10 protein-coding genes are annotated in these 16,703 nt (G+C 50.8%); all 10 read left to right on the top strand.

The genetic code is table 11. The annotated features are described in order from the left end of the window. The first annotated feature begins 12 nt into the window (after window positions 1–12). Complete coding sequence (locus C7U56_RS03860; protein WP_107000207.1) at window positions 13–789, top strand: hypothetical protein; 777 nt, start codon at window positions 13–15, stop codon at window positions 787–789. A 15-nt stretch (window positions 790–804) separates the two neighbouring features. Continuing rightward, window positions 805–2,664, top strand: a complete 1,860-nt coding sequence (locus C7U56_RS03855; RefSeq protein WP_107000206.1) for a phage tail spike protein — start codon at window positions 805–807, stop codon at window positions 2,662–2,664. Then, on the top strand, window positions 2,664–3,344 hold the full coding sequence (locus C7U56_RS03850) for a hypothetical protein (RefSeq protein ID WP_107000205.1): 681 nt from the start codon (window positions 2,664–2,666) through the stop codon (window positions 3,342–3,344). The genes C7U56_RS03855 and C7U56_RS03850 overlap by 1 nt, the downstream gene beginning before the upstream one ends. A gap of 20 nt (window positions 3,345–3,364) precedes the next feature. Further along, window positions 3,365–6,763 (top strand): hypothetical protein, encoded by a 3,399-nt coding sequence (locus tag C7U56_RS03845; RefSeq protein WP_107000204.1) that lies wholly within the window; start codon window positions 3,365–3,367, stop codon window positions 6,761–6,763. 134 nt (window positions 6,764–6,897) lie between these two features. Beyond that, window positions 6,898–9,261 (top strand): SGNH/GDSL hydrolase family protein, encoded by a 2,364-nt coding sequence (locus C7U56_RS03840; protein ID WP_107000203.1) that lies wholly within the window; start codon window positions 6,898–6,900, stop codon window positions 9,259–9,261. A 103-nt stretch (window positions 9,262–9,364) separates the two neighbouring features. After that, the gene (locus C7U56_RS03835) at window positions 9,365–9,787 is read left to right on the top strand and encodes a phage holin family protein (protein WP_107000202.1); all 423 of its coding nucleotides are present in this window, start codon (window positions 9,365–9,367) and stop codon (window positions 9,785–9,787) included. 54 nt (window positions 9,788–9,841) lie between these two features. Further along, window positions 9,842–10,549 carry a LysM peptidoglycan-binding domain-containing protein gene (locus C7U56_RS03830; RefSeq protein ID WP_233430174.1) on the top strand — a complete coding sequence of 236 codons (708 nt, stop codon included), beginning with the start codon at window positions 9,842–9,844 and terminating at the stop codon, window positions 10,547–10,549. Window positions 10,550–10,614: 65 nt separating this feature from the next. Next, window positions 10,615–12,087, top strand: a complete 1,473-nt coding sequence (locus C7U56_RS16365) for a glucosaminidase domain-containing protein (RefSeq protein ID WP_107000201.1) — start codon at window positions 10,615–10,617, stop codon at window positions 12,085–12,087. Window positions 12,088–12,307: 220 nt separating this feature from the next. Beyond that, window positions 12,308–14,410 (top strand): recombinase family protein, encoded by a 2,103-nt coding sequence (locus C7U56_RS03820; RefSeq protein ID WP_181357157.1) that lies wholly within the window; start codon window positions 12,308–12,310, stop codon window positions 14,408–14,410. Next, a complete protein-coding gene (locus C7U56_RS03815; RefSeq protein WP_107000199.1) occupies window positions 14,410–16,614 on the top strand; it encodes a recombinase family protein in 2,205 nt (734 codons plus the stop codon). The genes C7U56_RS03820 and C7U56_RS03815 overlap by 1 nt, the downstream gene beginning before the upstream one ends. Window positions 16,615–16,703 lie beyond the last annotated feature (89 nt).

Below are 16,703 nucleotides of genomic sequence, written 5' to 3'. Positions count from 1 at the left end.
GAGGAGATGCGTATGGGCTATAACACCCCCAAGCAAACAGTATCACAGTTTCAGTTAAAAGACAGATATGCCAGACAGTATCTGTCGTTTGCTGGGAAGTCCAGCAAAGACTTCCTATTATATTTGTCTGGTCCCGGTGTGTATGATTCCCCGGCTGCGGATGTGGAGAGCACCTCCGTACCCGGCAGGAACGGAGACATCCTTACCGAGAATGCAAAGGCAGGCCGCCGCAGGTATCAGAATGTGAATATCAAGTATAAGGCATTTTTCTTCAACGGACTGCCAGCTAAGACAGCAGCAGTCAAGGCATGGCTTCTGTCGCCGGTGGGGTATCAGAAATTGCAGGATACCTACGACCCGGATTTCTTCCGGATGGCAGTCTGCAAGGATGCCCTTGCCTTTGATGTGACTGCTCAGAAAGCCGCTGAGATGGAGCTGGCATTTAACTGTAAGCCCCAGAGGTGGAGCGTGGACGGGCAGCGGACGATCCGGCTGGATGGCAGGTCGACCTTAAAGAACCCCTTTGCTTTTCCTGCACAGCCCATCTTCAAGGTTTACGGAGACAGCGGCGGCGAGCTGTATGTGGGGGAAGAGAAGATCACCATCCACAGCATCAAAGACTATGTGCTGCTCAACTGTGAGACGCACAACGCTTACAACGCTTCCGGCTTCTGCAATGAGACCATCCTTTCGGATGACTTCCCGGAACTGCCGGAGGGAAAGACACAGATCACATGGACAGGCGGTATCACGGCGGTGGAAGTCATTCCCCGTTGGTGGACGCTCTGAGGGGAGGTGCAGCCAGTGATCCCGTGTTTATATGATTCCAGAGAAATGAAATTTGATAATAACGGCATTGGAAAGCTGGCAGATGCACAGTCTTGTACCGTGACTGAAAAACGAAACGGCAGCTATGAGCTGAAGCTCATCTGTCCGGCAGATGGCATCCACGCTGAGATGCTAGAGGAGGGAAACGTCATCCTTGCCAAACCATCTGATACGATGCAGCCGCAGCCGTTCCGAATCTACAAGATCACGACTCCGATCGATGGAAAGCTGGAAGTTCAGGCACGGCATATTTCCTATCAGCTCAACTTTATCACGGTATCGCCTTTTTCAGTGACCGGCTGCGTCGGGGCAATGCAGGGGCTGAAAAGCCATGCGGCTTCCGACTGTCCGTTCTCAGTTTGGACAGATGTGGCATCCAGTGCGATGTTTACTGTGTCCGTTCCGGCATCTTTCCGTAACTGTCTTGGCGGTATGGATGGCTCGGTATTGGATACTTTTGGAGGAGAGTTCGAGTGGGACCGCTACACAGTCAAGTTTCACAGAGCCAGAGGTGCGGACCACAACGTTCATATCGTCTACGGCAAAAATCTGACGGATTTCAAGATGGAGAAATCCATCGAGAATACCATTACAGGAGTGCATCCGTACTGGGTAGACAACGAAACGCAGGCGGTTATGGAACTGCCAGAAAAAGTGGTCATGGTCAGCCGAAAATCTGTGCCGTATCAGAAGATTACGGTGCTGGACTGCACCAGTGCCTTTCAGGAAAGGCCATCGGAAGCGGCTTTGCGAGAGTATGCACAGGACTATATTGATACGACCAGCCTGACAGAGCCGGAGGTCGACATTAAAATCGACTTCATTCAGCTTTGGAATACACCCGGATATGAGGATGTTGTACAGGCAGAACAGGTCTCGCTCTGTGATACGGTTCATGTGTATATCTCGAAGCTGGGCATTGAAGCCAGTTCCAAGGTTACAGAAACCGAATATGACTCGCTTTTGGAACGGTATAACAGCATCACGCTGTCGAATTCTACGGTCAGCAGCCGAAATTCCTCCCTGACAAGCTCCCTTAACAGTATCCGAAATACAGCAACCGCCGCATACGATACCGCAGTCCGTGTGGAAACAGCAGTGGGAGAGCAGATGGGCGGCATTTCGGCCTCCATTATCTATGATGGTGCGTTGTTTGCAGCACTGTTCGGCCTTCATTATAAAAATGAGACGGACAGTAAGGGGAATACGACTCGGTACGCATTCAACGCAGCAACTCTGAAACAGTCAACGGTTGCGTGGAAGAATAGCCCGGCCGGATTTTTTGTTTCCACAGATGGCGGGAAGACATGGGGATATGGCTGGGAGTCAGATGATTCCGCAGTCAAAACAGCAATCCTGTTGGAGCAGACACTCAAGAAACTGGACGACCGTTACAAGAAAGCAGCCGAGCTTTCCAAGGAGTTGCTGGAGGAACTGGATGAGCGGTACAAAACAGCGACCGCTATTTCTGTAGAACTTCAGAAAACGCTCGATCAGCGGTATGAAACGGCAAAGAAGCTGTCCAAAGAACTGTATGAGGAACTGGACGCGAAGTATCAGCCGTATATCCCTGTGTCCGAAAGTGCGCCGGAAGACCCGGCAGAGGATTCCTTCTGGGTCGATAAGAAGAACCTTCGGTTAAAACTGTGGGACGGAGAACAGTGGCAGACGATTGGATATGAACCGGAAGAACCTGATCCAGAGCCAACGGAACCGACCACACCGACCGAGCCTGAAACCCCGGATACCGAAAAGCCGGGTAGTGAAGATAAGGATACGGAAAACAAAGAGGAAACAGATAATAAGGAGACGGATCAGGAAGGAGGGAGTTCGTAATGGTCACAGGCATTTATCAGGAAGTGGAATTGTCGCTGACGGAGAATCTGATCCCGGTGACGGTTCCGGTCAAGCAGTATGACAACAAGGCGAGAAAAGTTCGCTGTGTTTTGTATAACAACTCTGTGGAATATACCGTGCCGCAGAATTGTATTGTAGCCTGTTCCGGTACCCGTCCGGATGGTACAATCTTCCACTACACGAGTGAAACTGCGCCAGACCTTGTATTCGTTGAGAAGGGGGCAGTCCTCTTTACGATCACGACCTTCATGACGGCGCAGGCCGGACGTTTTCCGTTGGATGTTGTTATGCTCAGCACAGAAGGTGATGTCCTTGGGTCATTCTCTCTTACGTTAAAGGTGGAGAGGGCGGCCATCAATAACGGCAAGATCGCCACTTACACATTTGCAGCATTCCTGAAAGCTGTTCGGGATGGCATCCGAAATCTGTTTATAGACAAGGCAGGCTGCTTTGGCTTTGAGTCGGATGACGGTCTGGGACTGAGTGATAGATCGGAGTCCAGTTCCGTAGAAAAGCTGTGCCGTGAGATCGTGGAAGGATCGATTACGGAGGAGGGCTATTTTGCATTTGAAACAAAATGCGACCTTGGGCTGATATTCACAACCGATGAAGAAGGACATCTGGTCGTGGAATATGGCGAGGATGATGTGTCAGTGTAAGGCTGACAGAAAGGGGTAATATGGCAAAATACACAGGCCGCCGGATCGTTCCCAAACATGCAGGCGAATGGGACATCCGGAAAGAATATGAAGAGCTGCAGATCGTACTGGATGCAGACAGCGGCAACAGTTTTATCTCCAATCTTCCAGTGCCGAAAGGAACGGCTCTGAGTGATGAGAAGTATTGGAGCCTGTTCAGCCTGCATAGTGAGCAGATCGCAGAGGCAGAGGAGCATCTGACCCAGACGGCCGAAGATATCCGCTCAGAGCTTTCGGAAACAGAAAACCGGATCAACAAAAATGTATCCGACACGGAAGGCCGTATCAATGAAAGCCTCTCCAGCACAGAAAGTAAGGTAAACACCAGCCTGTCCGAGACAGAAAACCGTGTGACTGCGCGTGTGGAGAATGCAAAATCGGATCTGACTGCAAAAGTCGCAGCGGCAGAGCGGCAGATGAATCAGAACGCCCAGAATGTCGCACAGACAAACAAGGCTCTGAATGCCCGGATGGACCAGATTGCAAAAGGGAGAACCTCTGACACAGAAGTTCTTGATGCAAGAGTGGATTCGGAGGGGAATACCTTTGACAACCTTGGAGCGGCGATCCGTTCCATCTATCCGAAAGCAAAAGAAGGGCTGGATGCACTGCAGGAATCCAAGGTGGATGCAAACTATGATGCGACCGGCGAACTGACAGAAGGCATTACAGTCAACACGATCAACGGAGAAACGCAGAAGTTTGAGCATGTCCAGACGACAGCACTGATCCCGGTAGATACCGCCTGCCAGAAGGTCTATTATACCGGGCAGGTGTTCAACTGGATCGGAGTTGCAGGCTATGATGCCAATGGTACGTTTGTGGCATCCATTCTGGATTCCAGGGATACGGAACAGCCGCAGGAGTACAAAGAAAAGGAATTGGAGATCCCGGAAGGGGTATTCCAGATCCGGGCAAGCTCCTATGCGAAGGACCTGAGCCTGAAGGTGTGCGGAGAGTCTGCAAAGCTGTGGAATCAGGTTCAGAGGGAGCGACAGAATCAGAAAAAGATGGCAGTCGAGATCGAAGCACTGCGAAGTGCGGATGATGCGCTGGCAAAGGAAACGATGACCAGTTTGAACCTGCCCTTTTTATATGACGGTGTCAGCAATATCTGGGAAGGCAGCAGCCCGGTACTCCAGACCTACTATGTGCCGCTGACTGTTCTGCGAAGTGTGTTTATACAGGAAATCCAGTTCACACTCCGAACCATTGGGGAGACGACCCTGACTGCCATGCTTGAATCGGAAGAAGGCGAGGTGTTCCGCCAGTCGGTAGAACTAGTGAAGGGAGATAACAGGATCACCTTGATTCTGCACCGATTTATAGATGAAGGAGCATACAAACTGCGTGTGCGCAGTACAGACAAGGTGCTCTATTATCCGGTGCGCCCGAATACCGGAAAAGAAATCCGCAACGATTTCTTCAGCAATGAACCGTCCGGGAATGTGGAGTATGATTACAAAAACCGTCTGATCGTCTTTATGGGCAAGATCCTGATTGGTACAGGTAAGGTGGATACGACGCTATCCTATTCCGGCATGGCTGCGGATGCCGCCATTGTAGGACAGGCTTTCAAGGAAGAGCGGGAATACACGGATACCCTGGCATCCGGCAAGCTGGATGCAGTCCGTAGCCGGAACCTGCTCGACCCTTCCAGGTACCGTCCGGGATGGTTTGCTTTTGTACACTCGTCCATCATTCAGTATCATGCAGACAATCTCCGATATGGTTCTACGGATTATATCCCGGTCAGCGAGAAAGGCCTTGTGACAAAAGGCTCCGGCACGAACGGTGTAACCAGCCAGGTCGTGTTTGACAAAGCGAAGAAGGCGCTCCGTTATGTAGATGCCAATGACCAGTACACCTATCAGGAAGGCGATGCCTATGTGATGTTCTTCTATATGGCCTCTTCCGGACAGAAGCTCTGCGTTGTTGAGGGAACGGAGTATGTATACGAAGCATACACGGATTATAAGCCGCTGGATGATCTGAAACAGGAATTGAACTCCCTGCAGACGGAGGCGGATAACCAGAAAAAGCAGCTGACAAATCTGACGACCCGGCTGGATCAGCTGGTGGCCGTGCCGGAAAAGAAAGACCTTCGCCTTGTCCCGGCGGCTCCGGTGTATACGGTCTGCAATAACCTTTCGACCGCCAGAAACTATCATGTTTCAGTCTGGGTGGACCATCTGATTGCTGAGACAGGCTGGAAGAATAGAGCGGCTGGTTTTGGTACGGAGATGGAGGAGCGCTTTGACCTGTACTCACCGTTTACCAACACGGCAGTCAACAGCGGGGAGGATGTTCTGGAACAGACGGTAGAGAAATCGTTTGTGTCAGATGTCTATAAGACGCAGAAACTCAAATTCAAGCACCGCAGCACCTTGGCCAGTATGGGAAAGAACCAGTTCCCGAAGATCCTTGTTATCGGTGACAGTGTGACGGATGGGTATCTAGCCGGTGTTGGGAAAACAGATGCGGATCTTCCGACCCACTATTGGTCGTGGGTGCGCTACCTGTTTGATCTGGACCGCAAGGACGCGAAAGCGGCAGAAACCGAATACCGCTGTCTGATGGTCGGCATGCCGGGAACAATGAATGGCAAGCATTACGGCTCCTCGTCCTCGTTCAAGCTGGATGGAAAGACGGTTGTGAACTATGCGATGGGTAAGGGCGGCTGGAGTGCAGAGGATCTGAACCTTGCAACTTTTGAGAGCGCATCTAATATTAACCCGTTCTACGATGAAAAGACGAAGGGCTTCTCGCTGAAGGCTTGTCTGGATAAGTACAGGACGTTGGCGGATAACGGCATGACCCGGCTTATTCCCGGCGAAACCGCAGGCACGGAAGTAAAAGATGCCAACGCTTATGATCTGTGCACGCCGACCCATGTGGTGATCAACTTAAACCACAACAGTTCCCTTGCAGAGTACAAAGCCAATATCCCGGATATCGTGAAAACGATCAAGCGTGAGTATCCGGATATCATCGTGATCCTCATGTCCATTGATGAGACCGGCACTTACTTCCCGGCAAAATACCCGGAGTACCGGGCTTCTGAGATCACGCTGGGTGGACTTCACAGCAAGAATGTGAGCATCTACCAGTATTTCTGCGATGAACTGCAGGATGAGGCAAACGGTGTCTATGTATGCAGTGGGCATCTGATCCAGCCTGCCGTGGAGAGTTACCCTACACTGGATTATGTGTCTGCGGATTCGGTCGGCAGACAGAGTGGCAGGGTACTGCACATGGCATACGGCCGGGGTCAGTACGGAGGCCCCAACTGGCATCCGAACAACTACGCACACTGCGCATGGGGCTATCAGCTGTATGCGTTGGTCAAGTATACACTGGCACTACAGGATATGAAGTGATGCCGGGAATATCCCGGAGAAAGGAAAAACTATGATGAACCGTAATAATTGTCTGAAAATTCGGGGGGGGGGTATCGGATTATCTGACCTGTGCAGTAATCTGATCTCTTCTGTGCTGAGGGGAGGTGTGTTCTATGCCTAAGTATGTTGGCAGACGCATCGTCCCGAAGCATGGCGGCATCTGGGACAAGACAAAAGAGTACGAGGAACTGATCATCGTGCTGTGTCAAGAAACTGGTGTCAGCTATATCTCCAAGCTGCCGGTCCCGGCTGGAACGGAAATCTTTAATGAACACTACTGGTCTGTATGCAGTCAGTTCAGTGAGCAGATCAGGCTGGCAGAGGATCATCTGACCCGGACAGCAGAGGACGTCCATACGGAACTGACAGAAACAGAAAGCCGCATCAGTAAAAATGTGTCCGAAACGGAAGAAAGGGTCACCCAAAAACTCACGGATACGGTGCAGAACGTGAATGACAGCCTGAGTGATACGACCACTACGCTGGCGAAGAAGGTGGCAGATGCTCAGAAGCAGCTGGAGGATGGACGGACAGCCATGCAGCAGAGTGCAGCATCCCTGAATTCCAGGATGAACAGCATTGCATCCGGTAAGACTACGGACAAGGAGACTCTGGATGCGCGGGTCGATTCGGCAGGGAAGACCTATGACTCATTTGGTGCACACTTACGGTCCAGAGCCGATAAGTTCTATGCCAACGGTATGCCTTTCTCTTATACAGGAGCAGTCAATCTGAATACCACAGAGCATCAGCTGGAGTTTTTTGGGAACTTTATCTATCTGGGTGCGAAGGGGAATAAGCTGCTTACGAAACCAGAGCCGGTTCCATATAACCCGGATGCTCTTTTGACCTATATCTCCTACGATACAGTGGAAGGGACGTTGGTGACAGCGGACTGGTCGGATTCTCCAAAAGAGAATGATGTCATCGTTTTTGTAGTGGACTGTAAATATCCGGAACGGTCTTATGGCTACTTTCCGTTCAAGGTGGATGGCAGGATGCCGTTTGGCGACCATACGCTGTCCGGCACGATGCTTCGGGATAAATCGGTGGACGGACAGAAACTCCTGGATGCTACCGTTACAAAGGATAAACTCGCAGATGCCTGTGTAAGCGCGGCAAAACTTGCACGGGATGCGCTGATGTCACAGAGCCTTGAAGTTCCATTCCAGCCCTGTGTCTTTTCAAAAGGAAAATGGGAGATCGTGGATGAAGGAGCCACCATCCATCATTTTTTGACGGAGTATGAGAGCGGGTATTATGGCGGCGGCATTAAAGTTCCCCGTGCGGAGCGGTTTGATAAGCTCTATGTCGAGATGGATTACTGCAACGACCAGCTGATGCACTACTATGTGGTTGGTTCAAAGTTGGTAAACCTTGGGTCGATTGCTTCTACAGATGGAAAACCAAAGAGGATCACGCTTGAAATCCCATCCAAAAAGCTGGAAGATGCCGGGTATAAGGATGATTATATCCAAATCGTGTTCACGAAGAACAGCACCTACGATATGACCATGTCCAACGTAAAGGCACATTACTTCAATGTGAATGGCAGCTACTTTGGGGAAGATTACAGCCTCCTTCATGAGCAGGCTGACACCAATACAAAGGAGCTTGCTACCTTGTCGGAAAAGGTCCGTGTAAATGCGGATGCGATCAAAACAGCAGATGCGAATATGCAGAACCTTTCCAAAACGATCAGTTCCGTGTCTACGGATATGCAGGTGGTCATGAAGCAGAAATCTGCGTTCACCGGAAAGAAGATCCTGTTTTTGGGAGACAGCATCACGGCACTGAACACATCGGAGCGTGGCTGGGTAAGATACTTCAATGAGATCATCCAGCCGGAGCGGTTTGTAAACCTGTCGGTATCCAGTGCCAGATGGTGCGATTATGAGGACAGCGTTTACGATGGCAACCCGGTCTTTTCCGGACCGGATCAGAACCACAACAATGTCATGGGCAATCAGGTGGAAAAACTCATCCGAGGCAAGGACAAGACCAGCCCTCACTACAAGGAAGTGACTGCCTACGCCGACTTTGATATGATCCTGATCGCCTGTGGTACGAATGATGGTGTTCCTTCCGGCGATATGGAAGGCTCTTTCACTTCAGAGAATGAAATGGTCGCCATCGAAGAGCTGGACCGCAGGGTGTTTGCATCAGCATTCCGGTACAGCATCGAAAAACTTCAGCAGCTATACCCGGCGGCGAAGATTTATATCTGTACGCCGATTCAGGGCTATATCACGACCCGGAGCTATGCACAGTCCAAGGCGAAAGGCGATTATCTGAAACTTCTTGCCGGCAGGATGTCTCTGGAAGTCATTGATACTTTCTGCTGTGGTATCTGTGACATCTACGAGAAAAAGAATGCCAATGGCCGCTACCTGATTGATGGTCTGCATCCGAATGCGGCAGGCGCAAAGAAGATCGGAATGTTCAATGCCAGTGCAGTGATTGCCAGCTATCGATAATCAAATCCCACGGCTTGTCCGTGTTTTTATATACAATCCATATCACAGGGCAGCTTCGGCTGTCTATTTTTATTGCCCGGATACGGGCGGAAAGGACGGAATTATGCAGAATGTGATCGACAAGATTGAATGGATGTTCGCAGGCCTGGGTGGTTTCCTGGGCTGGTTCTTCGGCGGGTTTGACGGCTTCCTGTATGCACTTGTAGTGTTCGTGGTCTGTGACTACTTCACCGGGGTGCTGGCGGCAGCAATCAAGCATGAGCTTTCTTCTGAAGTTGGCTTTAAGGGTATCGCCAAGAAGGTATGTATCTTTGTGCTGGTTGGTATTGCCAATATCATTGACACACAGATCCTCCAGAATGGAGCCGCCATCCGCACCGCTGTGGTGTTCTTCTATCTGGCAAACGAGGGTCTGAGCTGTCTCGAGAATGCAGCAGTGATCGGTCTTCCGGTGCCGGAGAAGCTCAAGGAGATGCTGGCACAGCTGAAAGACGAGCGCGATCAGGACAAAATCGACAAGCAGTAATCAACCGGGAGGGGCGATAAGCCTCTCCCACATTTTATTTAGGAGGAACGGACCATGAGTATGAAAGAATATCCCGCAAAGCTGACGACCGGCTACTACCGTGTGCGTGAGGACTGGGAAGATGAAGCATCCCAGCTTGGTGCATACCGTCTACTGGCGAATGCAAAAGCCAAGTGCGATGAGAATCCCGGCAGCCGTGTGTTTGACAATGACGGCAATGTGATCTACCCGGAGGAGGCTGTGCCGGTGACAGGTGCAGAAGAAGCGGAGGAAAAGCCGGTTATGGACGAGCCGGAAGGGAAAGCACCGGAAGAGGAATCTTCGGAAGAGAAGGACACCCCTGTGACGGATGAGCAGAAAGAGGAAGCCGGAAAGGAAGAGTATCCGACTGCAGAGGAACTCCCGGCAGCGATCGCCTATGGCAAGCTCAAGACTCTTATGAATATCCGGGAAATGCCGGATACCAGTGCAGAGGTTGTGACCATCTATAAGAAGAATACGCTGATCGAGATCGTGGAGTTCTGTGCCGGCTGGCTGAAGATCAAATGCCCGGAAGCGACGAGCGGTCTGGCCTATGTTCTCAACAGTGCGGATACCTATGCCTTTACCGCCAGCAAGATCTACACCGTTGTTCCGGGCGACAACCTCTGGAAGATTGCAGAGAAGGAACTGGGGGATGGCAGCCGTTGTGCCGATATCCGTGCACTGAACGGCCTGACCTCCAATGCCATCCGGGTCGGCATGAAGCTGCTGATCCCTTAAACACAATAACACAAACACATGAGACTCGGAGTGATCCGGGTCTCAATTTTTTAGGAGGAATCAATATGGGATACACCAATAGTCCACTCGTTGTTTATACCAAACTCTCCCCGAACCATTCCGGGCAGAGAACACACAGCATTGACCGCATCACTCCGCATTGCGTGGTAGGCCAGCTTTCTGCAGAGAGCATTTGCGGATGTTTTACCAGCCCGACCCGTCAGGCCAGCTGCAACTATGGCATTGGCACGGACGGCCGTGTTTCTCTGTGCGTGGAGGAGAAGAACCGCAGCTGGTGCTCGTCCAGCAATTCCAATGACCAGAGAGCAGTCACCATCGAATGTGCCAGCGACATGAACGAGCCGTATGCGATGAACAGCGCCGTATATGGCTCGCTCATTAAGCTTTGCATCGATATCTGCAAACGTAACGGCAAGAAGAAACTGCTGTGGCTGGGCGACAAGAATAAAACCCTCAACTACGCTCCGGCAGCAGACGAGATGATCCTGACTGTTCATCGCTGGTTTGCCAACAAAAGCTGTCCCGGAAACTGGCTGTATGCCCGTCTGGGTGATCTGGCCGCAAGGGTGACGGCGGCACTGGGCGGTTCAGCTTCATCCTGCCTGCAGGCATCTTCCCTTAAGAACCTGTCAGAAGCAGAGGCAGTGGCAAAGATCGGCCCGCTGTTTACCGAAAACCAGAAGCAGTCCGGCATCCTCGCCTGCGTGTCGATGGCGCAGTTTATTCTGGAGTCCGGCTATGGTAAATCTGAGCTGGCACAGAATGCAAATAACTGCTTTGGCATGAAGACCTCTCTTTCCGGGAACAGCTGGAGTGGCAGCAGTTGGGATGGTAAGTCTGTCTATACTAAGAAAACGCAGGAGCAGAATGCCGATGGCAGCTATGTCACGATCACCGCTGATTTCCGAAAGTACGCCTGTGTGGAGGACTCCATTGCCGACCATGCGGCATATCTGCTCGGTGCGATGAATGGCAGCAGGAAACGTTATGAAGCTCTGGCTGGATGCATGGACTACAAGAAGGCTGTGCAGATTATCAAGGACGGCGGCTATGCCACCAGCCACACCTATGTGCAGAATCTCTGCAATATCATCGAACGCTGGAACCTGACACAGTATAATGCTGCAACCCAGAACCATGAAAGTATCATCTCTGGCTGGTATCGTGTGCGTAAGAGCTGGCAGAATGCAGCTTCCCAGAAAGGGGCGTTCCATGATCTGTCCTATGCGAAGCAGTGTGCGGATGCGAATCCGGGGTATACGGTTTTTGACCCGACCGGAAAGGCGGTCTATCCTGTGAATCAGACTGCATCTGTGCCGTATGCGGTTCGAGTGTCCATCAATGACCTCAACATCCGTAAAGGACCAGGCACAAACTACGGCAAGACCGGTTATTACACCGGAAGGGGCGTGTTCACCATCGTGGCAGAATCTGCTGGTGCTGGTTCTGTGAAAGGCTGGGGCAAGCTGAAATCCGGTGCAGGCTGGATCGCACTTGACTTCGCAGCACGTATCTGACCTTCATGGGCTTTCCTGAAAAGGAGAGCCTTTTACATACAACGCAATCGTCAGTTCTGCCCGATTATATGGGCAGATATTCTACGATTTATAGTTCGGATATCACTTGCTATAAGTGCCGGATAGAGCAAATATGTCACTACCCGAAGATAGGAAAAGGCGGTGGCATTACCACACGTTTTCCTTTCGGAAGGAAAATCTGACGAAAGGAGAGGACGATATGGATTCAAATGCTTTTCTGAATGACTTGATGTCAAAGATGAAGCTGCCGGAAGCAAAAGGAAAGAAAAAGGCAGAACAGAGTGAATCGGTGGCGCAGATTCTTGCCGCCATGCAAAAGGTCAAGACTGAGAAAAAGAAGCCGCCTGTAACCAGCTACGCACCGACAAAAGAAATGCCGGTGAATGAGCTGGAGAGTATGGAAGAATTCTCCCAGCTCGCATCCGATGTGATGCAGGAATGCCGGCCGGCAATACCAGCGGTGAAAACATCAATTTCAGAGAAGACTGTTCGGGTCGCCGCATATATCCGTGTTTCCTCCACCAATCCGGCACAGGAGGATTCGTATGAAATGCAGGAACGCTACTTTATGTCACTCCTGGCAGGAAATGCAGGGTGGACATCCGCCGGCATTTATTCCGATCATGGCATTTCCGCAACAAGCAGGGAAGGACGGACAGGTTTCAACCGTTTGCTCCGACACTGCAAGCAGGGGAAGATCGACCGTGTGATCTGCAAGTCCATCAGCCGTTTTGCCCGAAACACGCAGGACTTTCTTGTGGCATTGCGGACCTTAAAGGAAAACAATGTCACGATCCTGTTTGAGCGGGAAGCGATGGATACAGCGGATGCTTACAGCGAGTTCATTCTTACTACGCTGGCTGCCATTGCCCAGGAAGAGAGTCGTTCGATTTCAGCAAACATTGCATGGAGCAATCAGAAACGGTTTCCGGCCGGAAATGTCTGCAACAAGGATATCTACGGATACGAATTCCGCAAAGGGGAGTATACAGTGAACGAGAACGGATACCGATACCGGGCAGTGTTCATCATCCCGGAAGAAGCAGAGATTGTTCGGATGGTGTTCCGGTTTTTTACAAAAGAAGAGCTGAGCTTCACACAGATCGCCCAGAAGCTGGATGCTCTGCATATCCCGCCGCCGAACAGCGGATGCAGACAGCGGCAAAAGCGGAAGCCGACTGTGCTGCCAGCTGGCGCACTAAAGGAAGAAGATAAGCGGGGGTGGACGGCAACGGATGTTCGGTACATGATCGCAAATGTTCGTTACTGCGGTTCCGTACTTTGTCAGAAGACCTACACCGATCACAGGAATGGGCATAAACAGAAGGTCAATAAGGGGGAAAAGCCGAAATACCTGATACGAAATCATCATCCGGCTATCATTTCGGAAGAATTGTGGCAGGAAGCACAGGAAGTCTGGAAGGCATACACGGCAAAGTATAGGGGCATCGAAAAGGGAAGAAACGAAAGAAACTATTCCAAGCTCCTGCTGTGTGGAGAATGCGGACGGTATTTTCAAGGCCATTCCACAACAAGGACAACCATCTGGCGGTGTGCGACGAAGCTCGCCCAGCAGGGACAGAAGCGCTGCCGAATGGAACCGATTTATGAAGAGCAGATCCAGACGCTGCTTTGCAAAGCATTTGCCGAAAAATTCAAGATGGGTGAGAAGATGGATGCAGAAGTCCATGAGGTCATGCAGATGATCTCCAAAGCACCCATTGATAATGCGAGAAATCAGGCATTAAAGAACCTGACTGAGAAGCTGAGAGAGATCCATGATTTCGACCAGATGGAGCAGGAAGGGGATTTTCTGAAACGCCAGCTGTCTGCAGTGAACTATAGCATTCGGGATGTCCACCAGCACATCCGGGATATTCAGGCGGAAAAAGAAGCATTGAAAGTGCGATGTGAGGTGCTGGGAGAACCGAGAGATAAAGAAGCAGTCACAGGGTTAGAAAACCGACTTCTCAATGAAGAAGAACAGCTGGAGAAGCTGGAACATGAAGCCCAGCAACAGGCCGAACAGGTCCGGTACATGGAAGATTACTGGAAGAAGCTGGAGCAGACCCATGAAATCCGGGAGAAAACGCTGCAATGGCTGGATTCTCTGGCGGGAGGGACGCAGATGTTTCTGGATGAAGCAGTTGGAACGTATGTGAAAGCCTTTGTGCTTTCCGTTACCATTTTTTCACCGAAACATTTTAGAATCCACTGGTTTGATGACACCTGTACGGAAGTGGAGTGTGACAGCGTATTTGAGGGCTATCAGCAGCCTGGCATGATAAGGAGGAAGTATTGATGAACAGACAAATGACACAAGGGACGGTTGCAAACAATGTGCAGGTGATTCCGGCAACGAAGCGGAGAGTGTCTGCCGGCGGTCAGCTGAAAAAGGCAAAGGACATCCGGGTTGCCGCTTACGGCCGTGTTTCAACCGATGAGCTTGCCCAGCAGACTTCGTATGAGGGGCAGAAAAGCTATTACACGAAGCTGATCAATGAAAAAGAAGGCTGGACTTTTGCCGGAATGTATGCAGATGAAGCAATCTCCGGCACCAACCGTAACCACCGCACCGAGTTTAATCAGATGATGCAGGATGCGCTGGACGGGAAGATCGATTACATCATTACAAAGTCCATTTCCCGATTTGCACGAAATACGGTCGATACGCTGAACTGCGTGAGACAGCTTCGGCAGTGTGACCCGCCAATCGGTGTATACTTCGAAAAGGAGAACATTGACACGCTGGATGCGTCTGGCGAACTGCTCCTGACCATCCTTTCAGCATTGGCACAGGAAGAGAGCAATTCGATCTCCAAGAATATCAGCTGGAGTATTCAAAAGCGGTTTCAGGAAGGGATTGCCTTTGGAAATCCACGGTCGGTCTACGGTTATACGGACGGTGAGACGAATAAGGACTGGGTCATTGTAGAAGAACAGGCCAAGGTGGTGCGGTTCATCTTCGATGAGTTCCTTCTGGGAAAATCTTCTTACAAAATCAGCAATGAACTGAATGAAAAGGAAATCCCTTCATCCAAAGGGACAAAATGGCAAAGCGAAAGTGTGGATTTTATCCTCCGGAATGAAAAATATGTTGGTGACTGCGAAATGCAGAAAACGGTTACCGTCGATTTCCTGAGCCACAAGACGATTCCAAACAATGGAGAAGCTCCGAAATTTTATGTGACGGACCACCATGTCCCGATTATCAATCGCGCGGTATGGATGCGGGCACAGGAAATCCTGGCACACAGAAAGAAAAACCGAACGAAAAAGAAGGATGAAAAACGGGAAAAACGAGTGGGCAAGGATGTCTTTGATAACCTGGTATGCGGAAAATGCGGAGCCCCCTTTTACCGCAGAACCCTGCAGGCAAGAGCCACGCACTTCGAGGATGACAGGTGCCTGGATGCCTGCCGCAGTGAGCTGTTGGCACAGGGGAGTTCGCCGGATGACTACTATGAACGGTATTATTACACCTATCCCGTTTGGCGATGCTCAAGTCTAAAAGATACCTCACCGACCAACGATGGGCCATTTATGGGAAAAGCAGACCCGGATGTTGCCTGGCATCCGATTTATATTGGCGAAGGAGATGCAAAGTGCCCTTCCCATTTTGTATACGAGACGGCGGTCAAGCAGAGCTTCATGGAAATGTTGTACGCCATCAAGCGCGATCATGAAGAAAACGGGGAGAACGCATGGATCGATTCGGAATTCCGGATGATCTACCAGAAGGTGCAGGAGCACGTCGCAGAACGGGATTCTTCCAGAAAAACAGAACTGGATGAGCAGATTCTGCAGCTGGAGGAAAAAATGGCTCAGATGCAGGGGCGGCTGAAAGAAGCAGTAGAGCGTGGCCACCAGAAAGCCAGCCCGGAGATTGATACCTACGAAAGACTGGTGGATGATCTGCGAGAGCGTTTGAATGAGAAAATGGACGAACGGCAGCAACTCAGCCAGGAAGAACAGCTTCTTTCGGAGATGAAGCACAACTACGACTTTTTCATCCGCTGCCTGGAAGCCCTGCCCGAAATCAACAAGGCCGGCATGAAGCTGAATGTCAATGGTCTGGATACAGATGGAAGCTGCCTGCGTGACTTTGGCGGCAAGGCACGAAGCAAAATCCTGAGTGATATCCGGCGTGGAAAAAGAAAGATGGGTGCAGACCGGGTGGAACAGGCTCCGGATTTCCTGGAATTTGAAAAGGGCGTTTACTTCGCATTCATCAAGGAAGGAATCGTTGACGGTGATGTGATCACCTACACGACGAATTTTGGAGTCAAGCTGACCAGCACCGGCAACAGCCGGACGCTGATGGCTTTCATCGGATTCCGCAGATGCAATCCGAATAAAACGGTCGAGGTGCTGATGGACGGCTGGCAGGTCAACGGACTCTGCATTCGGTACCATAGAGAAAAGAGAAAGGAAAAAACGGCACACACGCTGATGATCCGGAAACGGAAAGCACAAGAGCGAGCATTGCTGGAGCAGGAAGCGTGATTTTGGGAACCCCACTGGATGAGACACTCTGTCTTGTCTGGTGGGGATTTTTTTGTTTTTGGAGGATTTTTTTCCCGAACCCATTGCTA

This window comes from Clostridium fessum (genome assembly GCF_003024715.1).
In the GTDB taxonomy this organism is placed as follows: Bacteria; Bacillota; Clostridia; order Lachnospirales; family Lachnospiraceae; genus Otoolea; species Otoolea fessa.
Note: the sequence above shows the minus strand (reverse complement) of the source record. Positions and strands in the feature narration are given on the sequence as shown.